Consider the following 19,291-nt stretch of genomic DNA (forward strand, 5'->3'; position numbering starts at 1 on the left):
GGCAAATCGAGTCAATGTGACCCTCACGACGCACCATCAGCAACATTCAACTCCGGCAGCATGCAACATCGACAACAAGGAACGACATGAAGCCTGATCGCAGAGCCCTCATCGCGGCATCCGCCGTCACGATCATCGCCGAGCAGGGCCCGCGTGCACTCACCCATCGGGCGGTTGATCAGTCCCTGGAACTTCCTGCCGGTTCGACGTCGTACTATTTCCGCACTCGCGAGGCACTACTCGAAGCAACCGCATTGCACATCGTGCACCGGTCACGTTCGATATTCGACGAACTCCGCGAGAGGCCCAGCGATCCTGCTGCCCTGACGGCCGAGTATCTCGATGATCTTCTTTCGCACCGCAGACACGAATTGATCGCGAGATATGCACTGCTCTTGGAAACTCCCCGAGATTCGGCATTGCACCAACTCCTCGAAGACAGCCTGTTTTCACGGGAGAAGGCAAGGCCTGTCTTCGACATCATTGGCGTTGACGATCCTGACGTCGCCGCCGAAAATTTTCTGAGCCTTCTGGAGGGCTTGATCTTCGACTACTGCCTCGGAGCGCGTAGCCGAGATCCCCGCTCCTCCGAAACCGTTCGGCAACTTCGGATCCCGATCGACATCTATCTGCGCGGAGTTGGTGCCGCCTGAAAGATGTTGGTCAGCAGAGGCTTCCGGTGCAGGGCCGTTGACCAGAGAACAGTGCCGCGACAAACGGGGTGCTGTCTGGAACCGAAGCCGGAACGGTTCCCAGATGATCAGTGGGATAGGTATGGAATGCAAAGTCGACACCGTTGGCAGTAAGGTCGGCCGCGAACTTCAGTGTCAGCGGTGCCGGAACATCGATGTCCGACAACCCCTGACCGATGAAGAACGGGCGGTCGTATCCTGCGGTCGGCACAGTGAGCAGGTCACGCGCAGCCTCCACGAATACTGGATTGTCCAGCGACTTCGTCAGCACCTGCCCGAGTGTGACGGTTCCGTACTTCGTGCGCGCCTCGGTGTAGCACATGTTGTTCTCGACGTCGTCGAGGATGGTCTTGCCGAGCGGGGTCAGATACGAGTCGATGTCGATATCCGGCCGCGAAGCACGCAGTCCGTCAAGAACGTTCGCGATGTAGACCGTCGTACCCTTGAGCGGAAGCGCCGGGAAAGCCGGACCACCGAGCGGTAGAAGATTCTCGATGTTCGAGGGGACACCAGTAGCGACAGCGCCGCGGTAGTCCAACTCCGGCGCGTAAGCAGTGGCAAGCGAAGCGGTGAACATAGTCGCCTGCCCGCCCTGCGACTGCCCCATCGCAACCCATGCGCTCGACAGGTCGTCGTCGACCGCACGAGCGGCACGCACCATGTCCACAACGCTGTGTGCAGCGGAACGACCGTCGAGATACGGGTGAACACCGGGTGTTCCGAGCCCCACGTAGTCGGTGGTCACGACCGCGTATCCCTGCTCCAGCCAGTGACCCAGATGCGTCGCGGTCCGTTCGAGTGGAACACTGCTGCTCGGCGCACACTGATCCGCGACACCCACCGTCCCGTGCGCGTAGGAGATGACCGGCCAACCACCCTCGGGCGGAGCTCCCTCTGGGCGATACACCACACCGGTACTCGTCATCGGCGCATCCTTCGGGCCCGTCGACCAGTACGTGACCTTCGTTGCGCTCACGGCACCCGGGATCACCCGGTCGGGACCGAGCAACTCCTGACTCACGACAGCACCCGGAGCATCGTTCGGTTCCGCTCCGGCCGGCGCCGCAACTGTCAACGCCACCAACGCACTCGCACTCAGTCCGACGAGCGTCCTACACAGTCGCTTACTCACGTACTTCTCCTACCGATTGCGGTGACGGTGCATATGTGGTGATCGGCCCCACATCAGCTGATCGAGTTCAGACCATAGAACAGCCTTACCATTTGGTCAACCTAAATTTCCGCTCCGCATCGACCGTCGTGACACGCCTGCTCGGGTAGGGTGGCGGTGTTCGATACGTGCAGGTCCCCCGCGAGATCAGGAGGCCGAAAGGCTCTCTCATGTCAGCACCTGATCTCCCGACCTTCCCTGCTTCGCAGCAGAAGTCGGTGGCCGCGATCCTCCGAGCAGCAGGTTGCGTCTTCGCCGAAGACGAGGCTCGCCTACTTCTTCACACCGCACGCTCTCGCGATGAACTCGACGCGATGGTCGACCGACGAGTTGCCGGCGAACCACTCGAGCCCGTCCTCGGATGGGCCGAGTTCTGCGGCTTGCGCATTCACATCGACTCCGGAGTCTTCGTCCCACGCCGGCGCACCGAGTTCCTCGCCTGGCAGGCCTGCTCACTTGTCACCCCAGGAAGCGTCGTCGTCGACATGTGTTGCGGCTCAGGAGCTGTCGGTGCTGTCCTGCAGTCGACGCTCGACGCCGTCGATTTGTACGCGGTAGACGTGGAACCGGCCGCAGTGCGGTGCGCTCGCCGAAACATCACACCGCCCGAGCGTGTACTCGAAGGCGATTTATTCGAACCACTGCCGACGAAATTACTCGGTCGCGTGGATGTCGTCGTCGCCAATGCACCTTACGTCCCCACCGAATCGATCAGGCTGATGCCGCCCGAAGCCCGTCTTCACGAACCGCTGGTCTCGTTGGACGGCGGTACCGACGGACTGGAACTGCAGCGTCGCATCATCGCGGACGCCGCGCCGTGGCTACGACCGGGTGGCTGTCTTCTCGTCGAGACGAGTACGGAGCAGGTCGAAATGACTGTTGAAACATTCACTCGGGGAGGGTTTCTCACTCGGGTGGCAACCTACAGCGAGACCGCGTCGACCGTGGTGATCGGTCAGCGTTGAAGGCGATCGGATCCTGGCGTGGACCACTCCCGAGCGCGGGCGGCAAAGCCGTCGACAAAAAGCCCGAACGCGCGATCGACGCGGGCCCGGTCCCCGGTGGCCAGAAGATCCATCGACAGACCCCGCATTTGCGAGAGCAACAGAGTAGCGACAGAGGCAACATCGTCCTCGGGGCAACCCGCTTGTCGTAGACCGGCTTCCAGTGCCTCGATCCAATCGCCCACAAAACGGTCCAGGAACCGTCCGTAGCGGTCGCGGTCGCCGAGCGCGAGGGCGTAGATCTCGACCATCACCCGGAACCGCGGCAGGACCTCCGGCGTCGTACGTTCGGTCCACCACGCAGTCAGCACTGTCGCCGGATCGACCCCCGGTTTCATCGGCACCGCAATCGGAATGGACTCACCACGCATGTTCTCGATGACCTCGGAGAGCAGATTCTCCTTGCTCTCGAAATGGTTGAGCAACGACGCATGCGACACACCCACGGCCTTGGCGAGCTGCCTCACCGTCAATTCCCCGACACCGTTGTCGATGACGTAGCGGGTCAGCGCGTCGAGCAACTCCTCACGTCGCCCGGCGTATCTCAGGCTGCGTTTGTCGATGCGTTCGGGCTCCGGCACATATCCACCCTACCGGCCGGAATCACCAGGTCAGCGGCTGACTGCCTTCTGATACCGACGAATAGCGAACGGCACGAAGACGATCAGCAAACCGAAAGTCCACAACAACGACGCGATGACCGGATTCTGCAATGGCCACGCATCCGGAACCGTCATCGCAGGATTGGTATTGCCGAACAATTCACGCACCGCCTGGGTAACCGCCGACACCGGATTCCATTCGGCGATCACTTTGAGCGGGCCGGGAAGATTGGTGGTCTCGACAAAAGTGTTCGCGATGAACGACAGCGGAAAGATGACGATGAAGCTCGCGTTGTTGAATACCTCCGGTGTCCGGATCCAAAGCCCGACAACAGCCATGACCCACGACAACGCGTACGCGAAGAACAGAAGCAGCGCATAACCCGCCACCGCTTCGAGGAAACTGGAGTGAATCCGCCACCCGACCAGAAGACCGGTCAACGACATGACCACCAAACTGATGACGTTGATCAACACGTCACTCGATGTTCGGCCGGTCAGCACGGCAGACGGAGCCATGGGCAGCGATCGAAATCTGTCGATGATTCCTTTCTGAATGTCTTCGACCATCCCCAAACCAGTCCAGGTCGCACCGAATATGACCGTCTGCGTGAAGATTCCGGCGATCAGGAATTCTCGATACGACGTGCCCGGGACCGAGATCGCACTGCCGAACACATACGCGAACAAGAGCACGAACATGATCGGCGACAAAGTGGTGAACACCAGCAGATCCGGAACGCGCTTGATCTTGATCAAGTTTCGCCTGGCGATGGTCAAACCGTCTTCGAGCGCCATCTGCACGGTCATTTCTGATCCTCCAGTTCAGCCTGGTGCCCGGTCAGTGTGAGGAAGACATCGTCGAGAGTGGGTCTGCGCAAGCCGACGTCGAATACGCGGATGCCTCGTACCGACAGAAGATTCAGCGCCGCCACCAACGCGTCGGTGCCGTCGTCGACAGGAACGGTGACGCGACGGACATTCTCTTGAACCTGAATGTCCCCCACGGCAAGCGAGCGCAATTCCTCGCGGACGATGTCGAGATGTTCGACCTCGTGCACGCTCAATTCGATGCGCTCACCCCCGACCCGCGCCTTCAACTGGTCTGCAGTACCGCGCGCGATGACCGAGCCGCGGTCGATGACGGCGATCTGGTCGGCCAACCTCTCGGCTTCCTCCATGTATTGCGTCGTGAGCAACAGCGTGGTCCCCTGAGCCACCAACCCTTCGATGACGTCCCAGAGACCGAGTCGCGCCCGAGGATCGAGGCCGGTGGTCGGCTCGTCGAGAAACAACACCTGCGGCCGAGCAACCAATGCGCCGGCGAGATCGAGACGTCGCCGCATTCCGCCGGAATAGCCCTTGACCGGCCGATCTCCAGCCTCGACGAGATCGAACTGCTCGAGCAATTCACGCGCTCGGGCCTTACTGCTTCGGGCGCCGAGGTGATACAGCCTCCCGACCATGTCCAAGTTCTCATAGCCCGTCAGGTACTCGTCGACCGCGGCGTACTGACCCGAAGCACCGATCTTGGATCGCAACGCCCGCGCATCCTCGACCACGTCCAGCCCGGCAACCTTGGCGCGTCCACCGTCCGGAATGAGCAGCGTCGTGAATATCCTTACCGCAGTGGTTTTTCCGGCGCCGTTGGGGCCCAATAGAGCCATCACCGAACCCTCGCGCACTTCCAGGTCGATGCCGTCCAATGCCGTGACGTCGCCGTACTTCTTGACCAGCCCCTCGGCCACAATCGCTTCGGTCATGAGCCCTCCCGCATCGGTAATCCGTCGGTAGTCCGTTCCCCAGTGTGACCCAGGAGGCCGACACATTCCAGGAAATTTTCCGCAAGGGCGCTGCACATGGGGCCATTGACATGAGTCAACCGTCCAGAATCCTCACAATTGGGCTCGCTCGCGTATCCAAGCAGATAAAAAGTGCCCCGGAATCCAGTTCATGTTAACGTCGCACGACTCGCGCCTCACAAACACTTCCCAGACAAACGTCTCTACAGCCGAGAAATACGACCTGGAGGATAACTCCCATGCGTTTAGTCCGCATTCAGCGGTACGCGATCCTGCCGAAAACAATCCGAGTCCTATGTCTCTCGACAGCAATCGCGCTATCCCTCACGTTTGCCTATTCCTATCAGGGGCAAGGGCACACAGAATCACCTACGTTTGCCCCCACTACTCTTTCTGTCAATCCGGAATCTGCTGCTCTCCCCTTCGACATTCCGGACCGGGAAACGCTGAACGGGAGGAAGGTATTCGGACATTATTTTCCGCCGTACCCGGTATCTATCGACAACGCGACCCCGAACAGCGACTTCTACACAACTCAGTACATGACAGTGCACGGAGAGAACAATGCACACGTCAACTCAGCTGGATTCATACGCGATCGGCCTGCTCCACGCCCTCCGATCGCAGATCCCCAGTGGCGTCAGAGAGATCTCGAAACTGAAGTTCGTCAGGCGGTCGCTGCTGGGCTCGACGGGTTCTCTGTAGACATCATGGCCAAGGCAACGGACACCAGTTGGTGGGGTTCAATCATTCCCGGCGCGCTCATGCAAGCCGCAGCCACAGTAGATCCGAATTTCAAAGTAATGCTCATGCCCGATAAGAGCGCTTCCTTCAATAACATGACCCCTGCAGAGCTCGCCGCAGAAATGGCACCATATGCGACAAAACCGTCCGTATTCAAACTTGGGGACGGGCGCCTCGTGATTTCCCCATTTCTTGCAGAAGCCAAAAGTCCAACATGGTGGTCGCAGTTCATAACCCTGATGAGTCAGTCCTATGGGATAAATGTCGCATTAGTTCCGGTATTTTTAGACGCAGCGGCAAACCGCAATGCGTTTGCCTCCATCAGCTATGGCATGTCGAGTTGGGGAAACCGGAATCCGGCGGGAAACCCAGTGGTAAACAGCCCAAATACTCCGCTTGATTTGGCTGCCGCGGCTCATGCGTTGGGAAAGATCTGGATGCAATCGGTCTCCTTCCAAGACGTCAGACCGAACCAGGCCATCTACGACGAAGCGGAAAACACGCAGAATCTTCGCAATACCTGGCAGATCGCGCTCGATTCAGGCAGCGAATGGGTCCAACTGACAACCTGGAACGATTACAGCGAGGGGACTTCCTTTGCTCCCAGCGCGGGGCACGGACGCTCCCTGCTGGACATCAACGCCTATGGTCTGTACTGGTTCCGGTCAGGGGTAATGCCGACGATCGTCCGCGATACTGCTTATCTGAGTTATCGAACGCAGAAAGTTTCCGCAGTTCCGGCCAACCCTTCGACACCCCCGATGTCACTGCGCCAATGGTCATCCCCCGCTCGCGATACCGTCGAGGTTCTCACCTTCTTGACCGCTCCCGCAGTCGTCAAAGTGACTGTTGGAAGCACGACAACCACCTGCAATGCCCCGGCCGGGATGAGCAGCTGCATCGCCCCGTTGAAAGTAGGTTCCATCAAGGCCTCTGTCGTTCGCGGCACTACCGAGGTGTCTCGGGTGAGTTCACACGCGGCGGTGACGGCCACACCGTACAACCAGAATCTCGAGTACCTGGTCGATTCCAGTCGGAGATAACGGTGACGAAGATCGGGTGAGTCCGTCGACTCACCCGATCTTCGTTGCGCCATCGGTTTCGGCTGCAATTGGTAACTCGGGCCGCGATACCGCCCCCGTCCGCTCCACCCTCACTGCCAAGGTCACCGCGGCCGCCAGTGCCGATACGCCCGCTCCGATCCAGTACAAAACCGCGAACGAATGCAGGGTCGGCACAGTGCTCGCACCGATCACCACCGTCGAACCGGCCAATACCGCTGCCGCAACGGCGCTTCCGGTGGAGGTACCGACCGAACGGAGCAGGCTGTTGAATCCGTTGGCCGAGGCAGTCTGATGGATCGGCGCAGATTCGGTGATCAGAGTCGGCATGGCTGCCAGGGAAAATGCCACACCGGCCGATACCACGGCAGCGCCGATCACGATATTGACCAGCGTCGGCGTCAACAGCACACGCAAGACGTATCCGATTGCGATGACGATCGCTCCTGAGGCCAACGTGGCCTTCGCTCCCCATCGCCTCGTCACCTTCGACGACACCGGCGCCAATCCGATCATCAGGACTCCGCCCGGCATCATCGCCAGTCCGGCTTCGGCAGCCGAGAGTCCGAGACCGTCCGCCGACGCCAGGGGCAACTGAAGTTCCTGCGTTGCCGCCAACGCGCTGATGAACATGGCAAAACCGAGTAATACTGCGCAGACGTTCGAAACCAGAATCGGAGCGCGAAGTGAAGTCCGCAGATCGACCAGCGGTGCCGGCGTGTGCAGTTCCCACGGAATCCATCCACAGAGCAAGACCACGCCGGACGCGATCAGAACCAGAACCTCGGGGCTTGCCCAGCCCCATTCGGTTCCTTTCGAAACGGCCAGCAGCAGTGCAGTCATAGCGAGTGTGAGGACCGTGGCCCCCAGAAAGTCGAAGCGTCCGCGACTCTTCACAGCCGATTCCGGCACCACCAGCGGCAAGACGACTATCAGTACTACCCCGAATCCACCGGTGACCCAGAAAAGCGCGGGTAGTCCCCAGTGCGCCGAGATCACCCCAGCCATCGGCATACCGAACATGCCACCGATCCCCAACGTCGCACTCATGAGAGCTACTGCACCACTGAGCTTTTCCGGAGGAAGGACATCGCGCATGATGCTGATTCCGACGGGCAGAAGTGCCGTCGCGAACCCCTGCAACGAGCGCCCGAGGATCAGTAACCAGAAACTCTGGCTGAGCGCCGCAACCATGCAGCCGACGATCATCACGGCAAGACAGACGAGCATCATCGCGCGCTTACCGAACATGTCGGCGAGTCTGCCGATGAGAGGGGTCGCGACGGCACCGGTCAGCAACGTCGAGGTCACCAGCCAGGAAGCGGTGGAGGACGATACTCCCGATGCCGTCGCGAACGCAGGCAGGACCGGCACCACCAAGGTCTGTTGCAGCGCGACCACCACACCGCTCAGACTCAGGACGCCGACGACCCACCCGGTCCGCGCTTTCGCGCGAACAGTCTTGTCCGTCAAGCGTTCGAGCGAGCGGCTACTCCGGCGTCGACAGGAACCACGATGCCACTCATGTGGGCACTCGCGTCGGCGGCGAGGAACAGGACTACTCGCGTGATCTCGAAGGGATCCAGCCAACCGACCGGCTGCGCATGCAGAGTCGCGTACACGGGTTCGACGTCGTCTGCCGTCGGCGATTCGAGGTCAGGCCGCATCATTGCGTACATCATGTCGTTGTGAATCATCGGCGTCGAGATATTCCCCGGCGCAATAGCATTCACGGTCACACCCGAGTTGGCCAGTTCGAGCGACACACTCTTCGTCAAACCGATGACGCCCCATTTGGAGGCGCCGTACGCCGCCATCTGGGTGCCACCGGATCGACCCATCATCGAGGAAATCGTGATGATGCGACCGTAACCACGTTCCGCCATTCCACCTGACACGGCCGCAACGGTGTTGAACACACCGGTCAGGTTCGACGAGATGACTTCGTTCCACTGTGCCGACGTCATCGACGTGACCGGAGCGGGCACGGACACACCGGCATTCGCGACGGCGATGTCGACACGGCCGAACTCGGCTTCAGCGCGGGCAACGAGCGCGTCCATTGCTTCGCGATCAGCAGTGTCTGCCTTGACGGCAATGCACCGACGACCGGTGGCTTCCACCAAACGAACGGTTTCCTTCAGATCCTCCTCGTTTGCGAGGGGGTAGGCGACGACATCACTGTTCTCGCACCGGTCGCAGATCACGATGTCCGCGCCACGCTCCGCGAATGCGACAGCGTGGGCGCGCCCCTGACCGCGTGCGGCGCCGGTGATCAGTGCAACTTTTCCTTCGAAGCTGCCTTCGAGGCTGTTCATGCCGTCTCCTAGTTCGTCGTATGCAAGCGTGCGCTGTACTGCATGCGTACTCCGAACCCGCCCGAAAGAAACAGTCGATCCCGGACAGCGGGAATCCAGCCGATCACTGGTAAACGGCGGTCTCGAATTCCAGGTATCCGTTGATGGATCCAGCGTCCGCGAACGGCAGAATCTGCGTTGCCCAGAACCCGCCGACGCCGGTCTGCCGGTCGATCCAGTAATAGAGGTTGGCAAGACCCGCCCAAGCCAGCGATCCGGCCGGCCTACCGGTGGGTGCCACCTCTTCATTTGTCATGAAGGAGTATGCCCATCCTTTGGGTACACCGGGGAAGAATTCCGCATCGTTGGACAGCGTCGGGAGAACTCCGGGCAACAACCCCACGTGCTGGCCTTCGAGCCCGTTCTGAACGGCTGCAGCTACCGTCTCCGACGACAACACGCGACCCGAAGTGCCCGCGCCGTCGTTGAGCCACATACGGATGAACTTCATGTAGTCGCCGACAGTGCCGTGCAAACCGTGACCACCCATGTGCACCTCGGGTTCGGCCGGAAGCTCGAATCCGATGAGCGGAGTGAGGCTTCCGTCGCTCTCACGCTGATGGATCGGCGCAAGTCGATCCTTCATCGACGGGCTCATCGTGAATGCCGTATCGGCCATCTCGAGAGGTTCGAAGATGCGCTGACGCATGACATCGCCGAGTCGCTGACCTCGAATCGACTCGACGACCTGTCCGGCCCAGTCGATGTTGGTGCCGTACTCCCACTTCTCACCCGGGTCGAAGAGCAGCGGTGTCTTGAGCGCCGCTTTGCTACACGTGATCACGCTGGGCTGCCCATGTTCCTGTGAGAGCCGGTTGTACGACTCGTTGAAGAAGTCGTAGCCGAACCCCGCAGTGTGAAGGAGCAGCATGCGAGTGGTGATGTCACGCTTGGGTTCCCGAAGAACGGGGTTTCCGCCGGCGTCGAAACCGTCCAGGACCTTCAGCTCACCGATGTCGGGAACATAGGTCGCTGCAGGTGCATCGAGATCGAGCAATCCCTCCTCCACACATTGCAGGACAGCGGTACCGGTGATCGCCTTGGTGGTGGAGAAGAGCGCAAAGGTTGTATCGAGGGTCATCGGAACGCCGGAACCGAGAGTCCGCTCGCCCGCAGCACCCTCGTAGATGTTGCCTTCTCGATCCGTAATCATCGCGACCACACCCGGGACGCGATCAGCCCCCTGAGTTGCTCGCGCCAGCACGTCGTCGAGGCGCTGCTTCGAAAGGGGCTTCCGCGCAATATCTTCGATCGTCACTGCATTTCTCCATCCGACTTGCAACTTGTCTTGTCGAACAGAATGTAACGGCGATCACACACCCGGCTCTGCCTCGAAACGGCAGGAAAACTGTCTCGTTTCGGCAGAACCGGGCAGAGATTGGAGTCAGCTCTGGGGCGCTCCGATATTCACCAGCCAGGAAATGCCGAATTTGTCTGTACAGGCGCCGAATTCGTCGCCCCACATCTGCTTCTCGAGTGGAACGCTCACCGTTCCCGTTCCCGACAACTGCTCCCAGTACCCGCGCAGCACATCGCCGTCGTCGCCGCTGAGGCTGACCGTGATGTTGTCGCCGGGGTTGTACGGCATGCCGGGCGGAGTGTCGGCACCCATCAGGGTGTATCCCTGATCGGTTTCGAGCATTCCGTGCATGATCTTGTCGCCGCCTTCACCGGGATTGCCGAACTCACCGAACGTGCTCAGCGCCAGCGTGCCACCAAAGATTTCTTTGTAGAACTCCAACGCCTCACGGGCATTGCCGTTGAAGCTGATGTACGGATTGAGTCGAGTTGCCATGACGTACTCCTAGCTCGTGGGATTGCTGTCACGTTCGATTTCAATCCTTGCAGAACGCTCCGACACGAAACAACGGATCACGGCAGTTCATCGAGTGCGTAAAACGATCGTCATGACCGTTCAAACAACTCTCCTCAGAGTCGATTCCGGGTCTCGGAAGGCAACTCTCCGAACCGTTTCCGGTATGTGGCCGCAAACATGCCCAGATTGACGTAGCCCCAGGCGTTGGCGATTTCGGAGACGGTTCTCCCGTCGGAACGCAACAGTTCGCCGCGTACACCCTCCAACCGACGCGCGCGCAATCGTTGCCCCGGCGTGGTGTCTCGGTACCGTCGAAATCCCGCAGTGAGCGCCCGGACACTGACACCCACCGCAGCCGCGATCTCCGATGCCGTCGGCACCGAGCGAGCAAACCTATCGATGTACTCCTCTGCCGATCGCACGTAGGCAGGTTCGGCGGAGGCGACGTCGACGCCGAGTTGCAGCCCGGCCTGCGTCGCCCACTCGTCGAGAAGCTGAGCCGCGATGAGTTCTTGAACCCTGGCACCCAGCCTTTCGCTCGACATCGCCTCAGGCGACTCTGCAATTGCGCGAACGACGTAGTCCATCAATGCCAGCCAACTCGAGCCCCGCCCGCCAATGGTGCACTTGTGCCGCCACAGACGGTCGTCGGGAACCGACCCGAACCATTGCATGGCGTGATCGGCGACAAGCTGATGCGGCACAGTGAGATTCAGCTGCAGATGATCTTCGTCGAATTCGACGAAGTAGTCGGTCCGGCTACAGTCGGCGACAAAGGTCTCCCCCACGGCAGTATTCACCGCAGTTCCTCCGCCGAGGGCATGTCGACCGTTGCCTCTGATAGTCGTCAGAACCAGAATGTTTCCGGCCTCAGGCGAACATTCACCGACGGAGACCGGAATCCCGTAACAGAATCTGGTGACGTCGATCTTGCCGACTGCCGCGGAGTACATGTCCGAAGCCGGCTTCAACCGACTTCCGATCGGCGTGACCGTATACGGCATGTAGATGTTGTCGGACCACTCCTTGATGCGGTCCCAGTCCCGAGAAAAGGCCTGGTGATGCTGCATAGTGGGCCGGCCGGCCGCGTCGATGAGCAAGGCATCCTCGAACATGGTTCGAGTATCGCACCAGGGCCCGGGAAGGTCACGCGAAGTGAGATGACGTGATCTCTGGCTGTACGGCGGCGGGTCGTGTTGCAGCAAAAAGCAGCGAATCCACCGCGGTCCCCCGGATCACCATGTGTGCCCTCATTCGCCCCTCCTCCTCCATTCCGATTTTGGTGAGCACCGACGCCGACGCCGAGTTCTCGGGACGACACGTTGCTTGCACTCGCTGCGCTCCGAAGCGAGCAAAGGCGAATTCCAGAACCGCGCGCCCCGCCTCCGACGCATAGCCTCGCCCTTGGAACTTCGGGTTCACGACAAAACCGAGTTCCGCCCGCCGGTGCGCGGCGGATACTTCCCACACAGCTACCGAACCGATGACCGCTCCATCGGCCTTCGACGTGATGGCCAGGGTGAACGTGCGACGTTCGACGAGCGCAGCTTCGAGTGCCGCGTCAGCCAGGAATGTCCTGGTCACCGCGGGGGTGTTCGGCCCCCAATCAACATATCTACAGACGGCAGGGTCGGACGCGTACTGATGGACGGCACCTTCATCCGCGGCAGTGAAATCTCGAAGAACAAGGCGTTCCGTAGTCAACGTGAACATCCAGCGATCCTAGAGCGAGCCCAAAAGCACCTCTTGACTCGAACGCATGTTCGAGTATGATTTGGGGAGGGGATCGGGGGATTCAATGAGTGTCTTGTTGTCGGATGTGGTGTCGGGTTCTGCGGTGGGGTTACGTGGACGTCTGTGGCAGTTGTCGGCTGCTGAGTTACGTGCGGCTGCGGTGTCGGCGAGCGCGGAGATTCTGCGCCTGGAAGCCGTTCGAGTGGCCGTGGTCGACGAACTCTCGTTGCGTTCCGATGATCAGGTGATCGCCAGCCGCGGTGTCGGTTCGTGGTTGGCGGCGAACACCATGCTGCAGGTTCGGGACGGGAAGAAGATCGCCGCCCTGGGTGCGGCTTTGCGGCCGTTTCCGGCGGTGGCGGCTCGGTTCGATGGCGGGGACTGCTCCTTCGAGCACGCCGTGTTGATCGTGGCGTTCTGCGAATCACCACCGAAAGGCATGCCAGACGCCGCGCTCCCTCGCTGTATCGACCTACTGCTTGCGGCTGCGTCGGGTGTGGAAGCGACGACCACGAAAGTGCGGAACGCGATCGCGACCTTGGAGCGAATCTTCGAATCGGATGAGATCCCGCCCGCCGAAGACATCGACCGGAACGAGCTCCGCATCGCCTCGACATTGAACGGTCGAGTGGTGGTGCGTGGTGATTTCGACGCCCTCACCGGAGAAATGCTGCTCTCGGCCCTGTCGAATCTGACGATGCCCACCCCAGCACCGGACGGAACCCCGGATTCTCGGTCGGCGGCGAAACGCACGGCGGACGGGTTCACCGAACTGATCCGGCGTTATCTCGATTGCGCCAAGACTGGTACCGATGGTGGTCAGCGTCCGCATGTGAACGTGCACATCAATGCTCGTGATTTGGCGGAGCATCGGGATTGTGCCGCACAGTCTTCGGATTCGGGTGATGACGGCTCACTGGAGCTGTCCGATCTTGATGTCGGGCACATGCCCTGGCTCGGGCCACTCTCGGTCTCGCAGACCCGACTCCTCGGGTGCGATTGTTTCCTGTCCACTGTTCTGCTCGACGATCATGGGGCACCGCTCGATGCGCAACCAGGAAAACGGTTGGTCACCGCCGAACAGCGAGTGGCGTTGATTGCCCGAGACAGAGGCTGCGCGTTCCCGGGCTGCACATGCGTGCCCGCGTGGACTGATGCGCACCATATCCGGCACTGGGCCAACGGTGGCCCGACGGTGATGAACAACCTGGTCCTGCTGTGCCGTTCACATCACCGGTTGATGCACCGAAAATCCGGGTTCGTCGGGAAATGGGAAATCCGGATCGGTGTCGACAACAAGCCCTGGTTCATCCCGCCGCCCTCGATCGACCCCGGACAGCAACCCAGGCCGGCGAACACCACCTTCAAAACCTGAGAGGTCAAACCTCTTTGGCGACAACAGAACACGGACCGAGCACCGCATCGAAGGAGACCTCGATGCGGTGCCAACCGGCCGTGACGCTTGATGAAGCTGTGCCCACGATAATCAGCGAGTCAGCACAAGCCCCGATGTCGGAACGCCCGTTCCCGCAGTCACCAGTACATTCTCGACGGAGTCGACCTGGTTGACCGAAGTACCGCGGATCTGCCGAACACCCTCGGCGATACCGTTCATCCCGTGAATGTATGCCTCGCCGAGCTGTCCACCATGGGTGTTGATCGGAAGCTTGCCGCCGAGTTCGATTGCGCCACCGGCGATGAAGTCCTTTGCCTCTCCCCTGCCACAGAAACCGAGTTCCTCGAGCTGCATCAGAACATAGGGCGTGAAGTGGTCGTAGAAGATCGCCGTCTGCATGTCCGACGGGCGCAGCCCACTTTGTGACCAGAGCTGATCGCCGACAAGGCCCATCTCCGGTAAGCCGGTCAAACCGTCGCGGTAATAGCTGGTCATGATGTATTGATCTGCCCCGCTGCCCTGTGCGGCGGCAGCGATAACGGCGGGGGTGTTCTTCAGATCTTTGGCTCGTTCTGCCGAGGTGACGACGATCGCGATGCCGCCGTCGGATTCCTGGCAGCAATCGAGGAGATGCAAAGGTTCAGCGATGAATCGCGAGTTCTGATGGTCCTCGAGGGTAATCGGTTTCCCGTAGAAGAACGCCTTCGGATTGGTGGCTGCATGCTTACGGTCGGCGACGGCGATTCGACCGAAGTCCTCGCTGGACGCTCCGTATACGTGCATGTATCGCTGCGCGACCATCGCGACAAACGATGCAGGAGTACCCAATCCGTGAGGATAGGAAAAAGCGTTATCCGTGCCCGACGAATTGACCTGCGCCACAAGGCCGGAGTTCACCTGCCCGAAACGGGCACCCGATCGCTCGTTGAACGCGCGGTAAGCGACGACGACGTCTGCGACGCCGGTGGCAACAGCCATGGCGGCCTGCTGAATCGTCGCCGCAGCGGCACCGCCTCCGTAGTGAATGCGGCTGAAGAACTTGAGGTTCGGAATCCCCACCGAACGAGCTACTGCCACTTCGGTGTTGGTGTCCATGGTGAACGAGGTAAGACCGTCGACGTCGGCGGGTGTCAGACCGGCGTCGTCCAACGCGGCTTGAACAGCCTCGGCGGCCAGTCGCAGTTCACTGCGACCGGAGTCCTTCGAGAAATCCGTGGCTCCGATTCCGACGATCGCTGCCTTGCCGGACAATGCGCTCATTCAATGTCTCCGTTTTCAATGTCTCCATTCGAGCCCGACGCCGGAAATGCCAGTGTGACCTGTGCGGTGATGTGATCTCCCAGGCTGTTCTTGCCGACCACCGCGAGCGACACGAGATCCTCGTCGTAGGAGGTCACCGTTCCGGAGAGCGTCAAGGTGTCGTAGGCGTACCAGGGGACTCCGAGGCGGAGTTTGATCGACGTGAGTACAGCCCGCGGTCCGGCCCAATCGGTCACGAATCGCTGCACCAAGCCGGTGTCGGTGAGGATGTTGACGAAAATGTCTTTCGAGCCGCGTTTCTGTGCGAGATCGCGGTCGTGGTGAACATCTTGAAAATCGCGGGTAGCGAGCGCCGCCGAGACCACAAACGTCGGGTCGCCGTAAATCGAAAGCTGCGGAAGAACCTCTCCCACAGTGATATCCGTCGTCAAAGTCATCGTCACTCCTTCACCGCAGAAACCGCAGACACCGCAGACACAGAAACCGGCTGCCAGGCGTACAGAGTCCAGGGAGTTCCCCCGGTTCCGTCGTCTCCGGGGAAGTCGAGGTAGATCGCCTCCACCTCCATTCCGATCGACACACTCGACGGATCGACGCCGCGCAATTCGCCGAGCATCCGCACACCCTCAGGCAGTTCGACCAGGGCAACGACGAACGGCAACGACCGACCAGGAACCTTGGGGGCGTGGTGAACGACAAAGCTGAAGACCGTTCCCCGACCTGACGCCACCACGTAGTCGGTCTGCTCCGACTTGTGTTTCCAGATCGCGGGCACCGGCGGGTGCTGTACCGAACCGTCCGCACGCAGTTGAATACGCAACTCGTGTGCGGCGACACCGTCCCAGAAGAACTGCGTGTCGAGGGATGCTGTCGGACGCAGCATTCGAGATGCGTCCAGGTCCGCAGGCACGTCAGTGGAGGAACTCTCGCTGACTGGCGGCGCGAACTTCAAGATCCGGAACATCATCTCCGAGACCAGTTCTTCGCCGACCCGCCAGAAGCTACGGGTAGTGAAGAACCACCCTTCACCAAGACCTGTCTTCTTAGGTCCCACAACGTCTTCCAACACCGAGGAGATGGTGACTTCTTCACCCGGCTTCAAGTAGCGGTGGTAGATCTGATCGCAGTTGGTCGCGACGACGGACGTGAATCCGGCCTCGTCGAGGATGTCCGTCATCCGGCCCAACGGATCGTCGGCTTCTCGAATTGCCCCCAGACCGCGCATCGTCCATACCTGCGCCATCGCCGGCGGTGCGACTATTCCGTCGTGTCCGGCGGCGCGGGCAGCCGATTCGTCGACGTAGATCGGGTTCTCGTCACCGATCGCCTCGACCCAGTTGCGGATCATCGGCAGGTTCACGGGGTCCCGGCCGGCGCGAGGAGCGCTTGGCCCGTCCTCTCGAACCCGCTCGGCAGCAGTGAGAATGGGATCTGACACGATTTGTTTCCTATCTCGGAACGCGAGGAAGCTTCAGGCCGGCGGTCGCAATCAATTCGCGCATCACCTCGTTGACTCCACCGCCGAAGGTGATCACCAGGTTGCGCTTGATCTGCATGTCCAACCACTCCATGAGATCAGCAGTTTCGGGATCGATCGGATTTCCGTACCGCCCGACGATCTCTTCCGCGAGTCGACCGACCCGCTGGATACGCTCGGTCGCAAACACTTTGGTTGCCGAAGCGTCGGCGATATCCACCGAATCCGAATCACTCGACGCCACTTGCCAGTTGAGCAGTTCGTTGAGGCGGTACGTCGCATGAATCTCGCCGAGCGCGCGCCGTACGTCAACGTGATCAAGCAGGTTTTCACGCTTGGCCCAATCGAAGACGTGGTCGTAAATCCCTGCGACACGACCTGCCGGACCGAGCATGACGCGCTCGTGGTTGAGCTGCGTCGTGATCAAGCGCCAGCCCTGATTCTCCTCACCCACAAGCATGTTCGCCGGAACGCGAACGTCCTCGTAGTAGGTGGCGTTGACGTGATGCGCACCGTCGCAGGTGATGATCGGGGTCCAGGTGTAGCCGGGATCTTTGGTGTCCATGATCAGGATGGAGATGCCGCGGTGCCGTGAATCGGCAGACCCTGTCCGCACGGCGAGCCACACGTAATCGGCGTCATGCCCGCCGGTGGTGAAAATTTTCTGGCCGTTGACGACGTACTCGTCACCATTTCGTGCCGCCGAAGTGCGCAGTGCTGCAAGGTCGGTGCCGGCTTCCGGTTCGGTGTAGCCGATCGCGAAGTGCACTTCACCGGCGAGGATCGCGGGCAGGAATTTCTGCTTCTGCTCCTCGCTGCCGTACTTCTGCAGGGTCGGACCGACGGTCTGCAACGTCACCGAAGGCAGTGGGACATCCGCCCGCACAGCCTCGTTGACAAAAATCTGCTGCTCGACTTCACCGAACCCACGTCCGCCGAACTCCACCGGCCAGCCGACGCCGAGCCAGCCGTCCTTGCCCATACGACGGATGACCTCGCGATAGGTAGGGCCATGCCGCTCCACGCGCATGATCTTGGCCTCTTCGGGCGAGATCAGCGTCGAGAAGTAGCGTCGAAGTTCAGCTTGCAATGCGCGCTGACTGTCGGTCAGATCGATGAACACCGGGCCCCCACGAGGTCGAGTCGCTGCGAAGCACCGCCGAGCAGGCGTGCCAGGTCTTTTGCAGTCGAGTAGTAACGATGAAGTGGATACGTGACGTCGACGCCCAGACCGCCGTGCAGGTGGTGAAGCACCTGCATCGTGGCAGGCACTTCTTGGGCGATCCAGTACGCCATGACGTCGAGGTCCGACTGGGCGTCCAGGCCCTCCGACACGCGCCAGGACGCCGACAACGCCGCGACGTGAAGGGTCCGAGAGGTGACGTACGCGTCGGCTATCTGTTGTGAGACTGCCTGGAACGTGGCGAGCGGCTTACCGAATTGCTCACGCGAGCCGACATGCGCCGCAGTGAGATCGACGGCACCGGACACCAAACCGTCTGCAACGGCTCCGATGCTTGCCGTGGCGATCCGGTACAGCGTCTGGACGGCTTCCTCGCCGGCACCGAGAAGTTCACCGACTGCCTCGTCCATGGTGACTGCGAACTCCGGACTGCCGGACGCACTGGGAGTCGGCGTCAATGCGACGCCGGCGGCGGTCGGATCGACGAGAACGACTCCGGCGTCGGTGGGCACAAGAATTCTGTGTGCGCTCGCCGCGAAGGGAACGGCAAGCACCGTCCCGCTGACGCGATACCAGTCGCCCGACTGATGGGCGGTGGTCGACGGCTGTGCCGGGAACTGCTGACCCGGCTCACCGAGCGCCGCGGTGAACACCCGTCCGGCGCCGACTCCGGTGAGCAATTCGTCCTGTTGAGCGTCGGTCCCCAGTGCGACTATGGGGAGTACACCGAAGCCGAGGGTTGCGAGAGCCGGAATTGGAGCGGCGGCCCGGCCGACCTCGACGAGGAGGGAACCGACGTCGGCGACGGAGAGTCCCTCGCCGCCCAGACGCTCGGGCAGGGCCAGCGTGAGCAGGTCGGCATCGGCGAATGCCGCCCAGAGCGCGTCCGGCTCCAGTTCGCGGGCAAGGAGCGCGGTAGCCACCTCGGCTACCGCTTCCTGGGTTTCATCGGGAGTGAAGTCCACGCTGGCAATCCTGTCTCTGATGTAGAA

The 19,291-nt window shown here is 60.9% G+C and carries 19 protein-coding genes; 4 read left to right on the plus strand and 15 right to left on the minus strand.

From position 1 onward, the window contains the following. Window positions 1–86 precede the first annotated feature (86 nt). The gene (locus tag ACN50D_RS13825) at window positions 87–653 is read left to right on the plus strand and encodes a TetR/AcrR family transcriptional regulator (protein ID WP_007734055.1); all 567 of its coding nucleotides are present in this window, start codon (window positions 87–89) and stop codon (window positions 651–653) included. 10 nt (window positions 654–663) lie between these two features. Here ACN50D_RS13825 and ACN50D_RS13830 read toward each other — a convergent pair whose 3' ends face one another. Beyond that, window positions 664–1,824, minus strand: a complete 1,161-nt coding sequence (locus tag ACN50D_RS13830; protein ID WP_007734054.1) for a lipase family protein — start codon at window positions 1,822–1,824, stop codon at window positions 664–666. 209 nt (window positions 1,825–2,033) lie between these two features. Here ACN50D_RS13830 and ACN50D_RS13835 point away from each other — a divergent pair, with 209 nt between their 5' ends. Continuing rightward, complete coding sequence (locus ACN50D_RS13835; protein WP_058039241.1) at window positions 2,034–2,828, plus strand: putative protein N(5)-glutamine methyltransferase; 795 nt, start codon at window positions 2,034–2,036, stop codon at window positions 2,826–2,828. Here the strand turns inward: ACN50D_RS13835 and ACN50D_RS13840 are convergent. From ACN50D_RS13840 to ACN50D_RS13850, 3 genes are read right to left on the minus strand one after another with little or no spacing between them, the layout of a single operon-like run. Beyond that, a complete protein-coding gene (locus ACN50D_RS13840; RefSeq protein WP_007734052.1) occupies window positions 2,819–3,448 on the minus strand; it encodes a TetR/AcrR family transcriptional regulator in 630 nt (209 codons plus the stop codon). The two genes, ACN50D_RS13835 and ACN50D_RS13840, sit on opposite strands and share 10 nt — an antisense overlap. Before the next feature lie 30 nt (window positions 3,449–3,478). Then, the gene (locus ACN50D_RS13845; protein WP_003945537.1) at window positions 3,479–4,279 is read right to left on the minus strand and encodes an ABC transporter permease; all 801 of its coding nucleotides are present in this window, start codon (window positions 4,277–4,279) and stop codon (window positions 3,479–3,481) included. After that, complete coding sequence (locus tag ACN50D_RS13850) at window positions 4,276–5,232, minus strand: daunorubicin resistance protein DrrA family ABC transporter ATP-binding protein (protein ID WP_019746865.1); 957 nt, start codon at window positions 5,230–5,232, stop codon at window positions 4,276–4,278. Before ACN50D_RS13850 ends, ACN50D_RS13845 begins: the two co-directional genes overlap by 4 nt. A gap of 278 nt (window positions 5,233–5,510) precedes the next feature. On the opposite strand from ACN50D_RS13850, the gene ACN50D_RS13855 reads away from it, so the two are divergent. Further along, window positions 5,511–7,058: a glycoside hydrolase family 71 protein gene (locus tag ACN50D_RS13855; RefSeq protein WP_211921435.1), complete on the plus strand. Its 1,548-nt coding sequence runs from the start codon at window positions 5,511–5,513 to the stop codon at window positions 7,056–7,058. Between the two features lie 30 nt (window positions 7,059–7,088). Here the strand turns inward: ACN50D_RS13855 and ACN50D_RS13860 are convergent, their stop codons facing one another. From ACN50D_RS13860 to ACN50D_RS13885, 6 genes are all read right to left on the minus strand, one after another. Further along, on the minus strand, window positions 7,089–8,549 hold the full coding sequence (locus tag ACN50D_RS13860) for an MFS transporter (protein WP_047269629.1): 1,461 nt from the start codon (window positions 8,547–8,549) through the stop codon (window positions 7,089–7,091). Beyond that, entirely contained in the window at window positions 8,546–9,394 is an 849-nt protein-coding gene (locus ACN50D_RS13865; RefSeq protein ID WP_047269630.1) for a mycofactocin-coupled SDR family oxidoreductase, read from the minus strand. The genes ACN50D_RS13860 and ACN50D_RS13865 overlap by 4 nt, the downstream gene beginning before the upstream one ends. Before the next feature lie 103 nt (window positions 9,395–9,497). Further along, window positions 9,498–10,691 (minus strand): serine hydrolase domain-containing protein, encoded by a 1,194-nt coding sequence (locus ACN50D_RS13870; protein WP_070160475.1) that lies wholly within the window; start codon window positions 10,689–10,691, stop codon window positions 9,498–9,500. A 126-nt stretch (window positions 10,692–10,817) separates the two neighbouring features. Then, a complete protein-coding gene (locus tag ACN50D_RS13875; RefSeq protein WP_047269632.1) occupies window positions 10,818–11,228 on the minus strand; it encodes a VOC family protein in 411 nt (136 codons plus the stop codon). A 134-nt stretch (window positions 11,229–11,362) separates the two neighbouring features. Then, entirely contained in the window at window positions 11,363–12,364 is a 1,002-nt protein-coding gene (locus ACN50D_RS13880) for an AraC family transcriptional regulator (protein ID WP_211921433.1), read from the minus strand. Between the two features lie 31 nt (window positions 12,365–12,395). After that, the gene (locus tag ACN50D_RS13885; protein WP_073512042.1) at window positions 12,396–12,962 is read right to left on the minus strand and encodes a GNAT family N-acetyltransferase; all 567 of its coding nucleotides are present in this window, start codon (window positions 12,960–12,962) and stop codon (window positions 12,396–12,398) included. Window positions 12,963–13,047: 85 nt separating this feature from the next. Here ACN50D_RS13885 and ACN50D_RS13890 point away from each other — a divergent pair, with 85 nt between their 5' ends. Continuing rightward, window positions 13,048–14,358: an HNH endonuclease signature motif containing protein gene (locus ACN50D_RS13890; RefSeq protein WP_211921431.1), complete on the plus strand. Its 1,311-nt coding sequence runs from the start codon at window positions 13,048–13,050 to the stop codon at window positions 14,356–14,358. 111 nt (window positions 14,359–14,469) lie between these two features. Here the strand turns inward: ACN50D_RS13890 and ACN50D_RS13895 are convergent, their stop codons facing one another. The 5 genes from ACN50D_RS13895 to ACN50D_RS13915 are packed head-to-tail and all read right to left on the minus strand — an operon-like array spanning window position 14,470 to window position 19,264. Then, complete coding sequence (locus tag ACN50D_RS13895) at window positions 14,470–15,639, minus strand: lipid-transfer protein (protein ID WP_003945661.1); 1,170 nt, start codon at window positions 15,637–15,639, stop codon at window positions 14,470–14,472. Beyond that, window positions 15,636–16,076, minus strand: a complete 441-nt coding sequence (locus tag ACN50D_RS13900) for a MaoC family dehydratase (RefSeq protein ID WP_020968404.1) — start codon at window positions 16,074–16,076, stop codon at window positions 15,636–15,638. The genes ACN50D_RS13895 and ACN50D_RS13900 overlap by 4 nt, the downstream gene beginning before the upstream one ends. Window positions 16,077–16,078: 2 nt before the next feature. After that, window positions 16,079–17,080, minus strand: a complete 1,002-nt coding sequence (locus ACN50D_RS13905; protein WP_211921623.1) for a bifunctional MaoC family dehydratase N-terminal/OB-fold nucleic acid binding domain-containing protein — start codon at window positions 17,078–17,080, stop codon at window positions 16,079–16,081. Between the two features lie 7 nt (window positions 17,081–17,087). Further along, the gene (locus ACN50D_RS13910; RefSeq protein WP_007734012.1) at window positions 17,088–18,239 is read right to left on the minus strand and encodes an acyl-CoA dehydrogenase family protein; all 1,152 of its coding nucleotides are present in this window, start codon (window positions 18,237–18,239) and stop codon (window positions 17,088–17,090) included. Continuing rightward, window positions 18,224–19,264 (minus strand): acyl-CoA dehydrogenase family protein, encoded by a 1,041-nt coding sequence (locus tag ACN50D_RS13915; protein ID WP_050657065.1) that lies wholly within the window; start codon window positions 19,262–19,264, stop codon window positions 18,224–18,226. Before ACN50D_RS13915 ends, ACN50D_RS13910 begins: the two co-directional genes overlap by 16 nt. Window positions 19,265–19,291: the final 27 nt, after the last annotated feature.

The sequence above is a fragment of the Rhodococcus sp. SB1D genome, from assembly GCF_048573875.1.
In the GTDB taxonomy this organism is placed as follows: Bacteria; Actinomycetota; Actinomycetes; order Mycobacteriales; family Mycobacteriaceae; genus Rhodococcus_F; species Rhodococcus_F qingshengii.

Coding starts and splice junctions, on each gene's coding strand:
- ACN50D_RS13895 (WP_003945661.1), bottom strand. CDS start 15,639: ATGAGCGCATTGTCCGGCAAGGCAGCGATCGTCGGAATCGGAGCCACG.
- ACN50D_RS13865 (WP_047269630.1), bottom strand. CDS start 9,394: ATGAACAGCCTCGAAGGCAGCTTCGAAGGAAAAGTTGCACTGATCACC.
- ACN50D_RS13850 (WP_019746865.1), bottom strand. CDS start 5,232: ATGACCGAAGCGATTGTGGCCGAGGGGCTGGTCAAGAAGTACGGCGAC.
- ACN50D_RS13885 (WP_073512042.1), bottom strand. CDS start 12,962: ATGTTCACGTTGACTACGGAACGCCTTGTTCTTCGAGATTTCACTGCC.
- ACN50D_RS13890 (WP_211921431.1), top strand. CDS start 13,048: ATGAGTGTCTTGTTGTCGGATGTGGTGTCGGGTTCTGCGGTGGGGTTA.
- ACN50D_RS13835 (WP_058039241.1), top strand. CDS start 2,034: ATGTCAGCACCTGATCTCCCGACCTTCCCTGCTTCGCAGCAGAAGTCG.
- ACN50D_RS13900 (WP_020968404.1), bottom strand. CDS start 16,076: ATGACTTTGACGACGGATATCACTGTGGGAGAGGTTCTTCCGCAGCTT.
- ACN50D_RS13845 (WP_003945537.1), bottom strand. CDS start 4,279: ATGACCGTGCAGATGGCGCTCGAAGACGGTTTGACCATCGCCAGGCGA.
- ACN50D_RS13880 (WP_211921433.1), bottom strand. CDS start 12,364: ATGTTCGAGGATGCCTTGCTCATCGACGCGGCCGGCCGGCCCACTATG.
- ACN50D_RS13875 (WP_047269632.1), bottom strand. CDS start 11,228: ATGGCAACTCGACTCAATCCGTACATCAGCTTCAACGGCAATGCCCGT.
- ACN50D_RS13855 (WP_211921435.1), top strand. CDS start 5,511: ATGCGTTTAGTCCGCATTCAGCGGTACGCGATCCTGCCGAAAACAATC.
- ACN50D_RS13825 (WP_007734055.1), top strand. CDS start 87: ATGAAGCCTGATCGCAGAGCCCTCATCGCGGCATCCGCCGTCACGATC.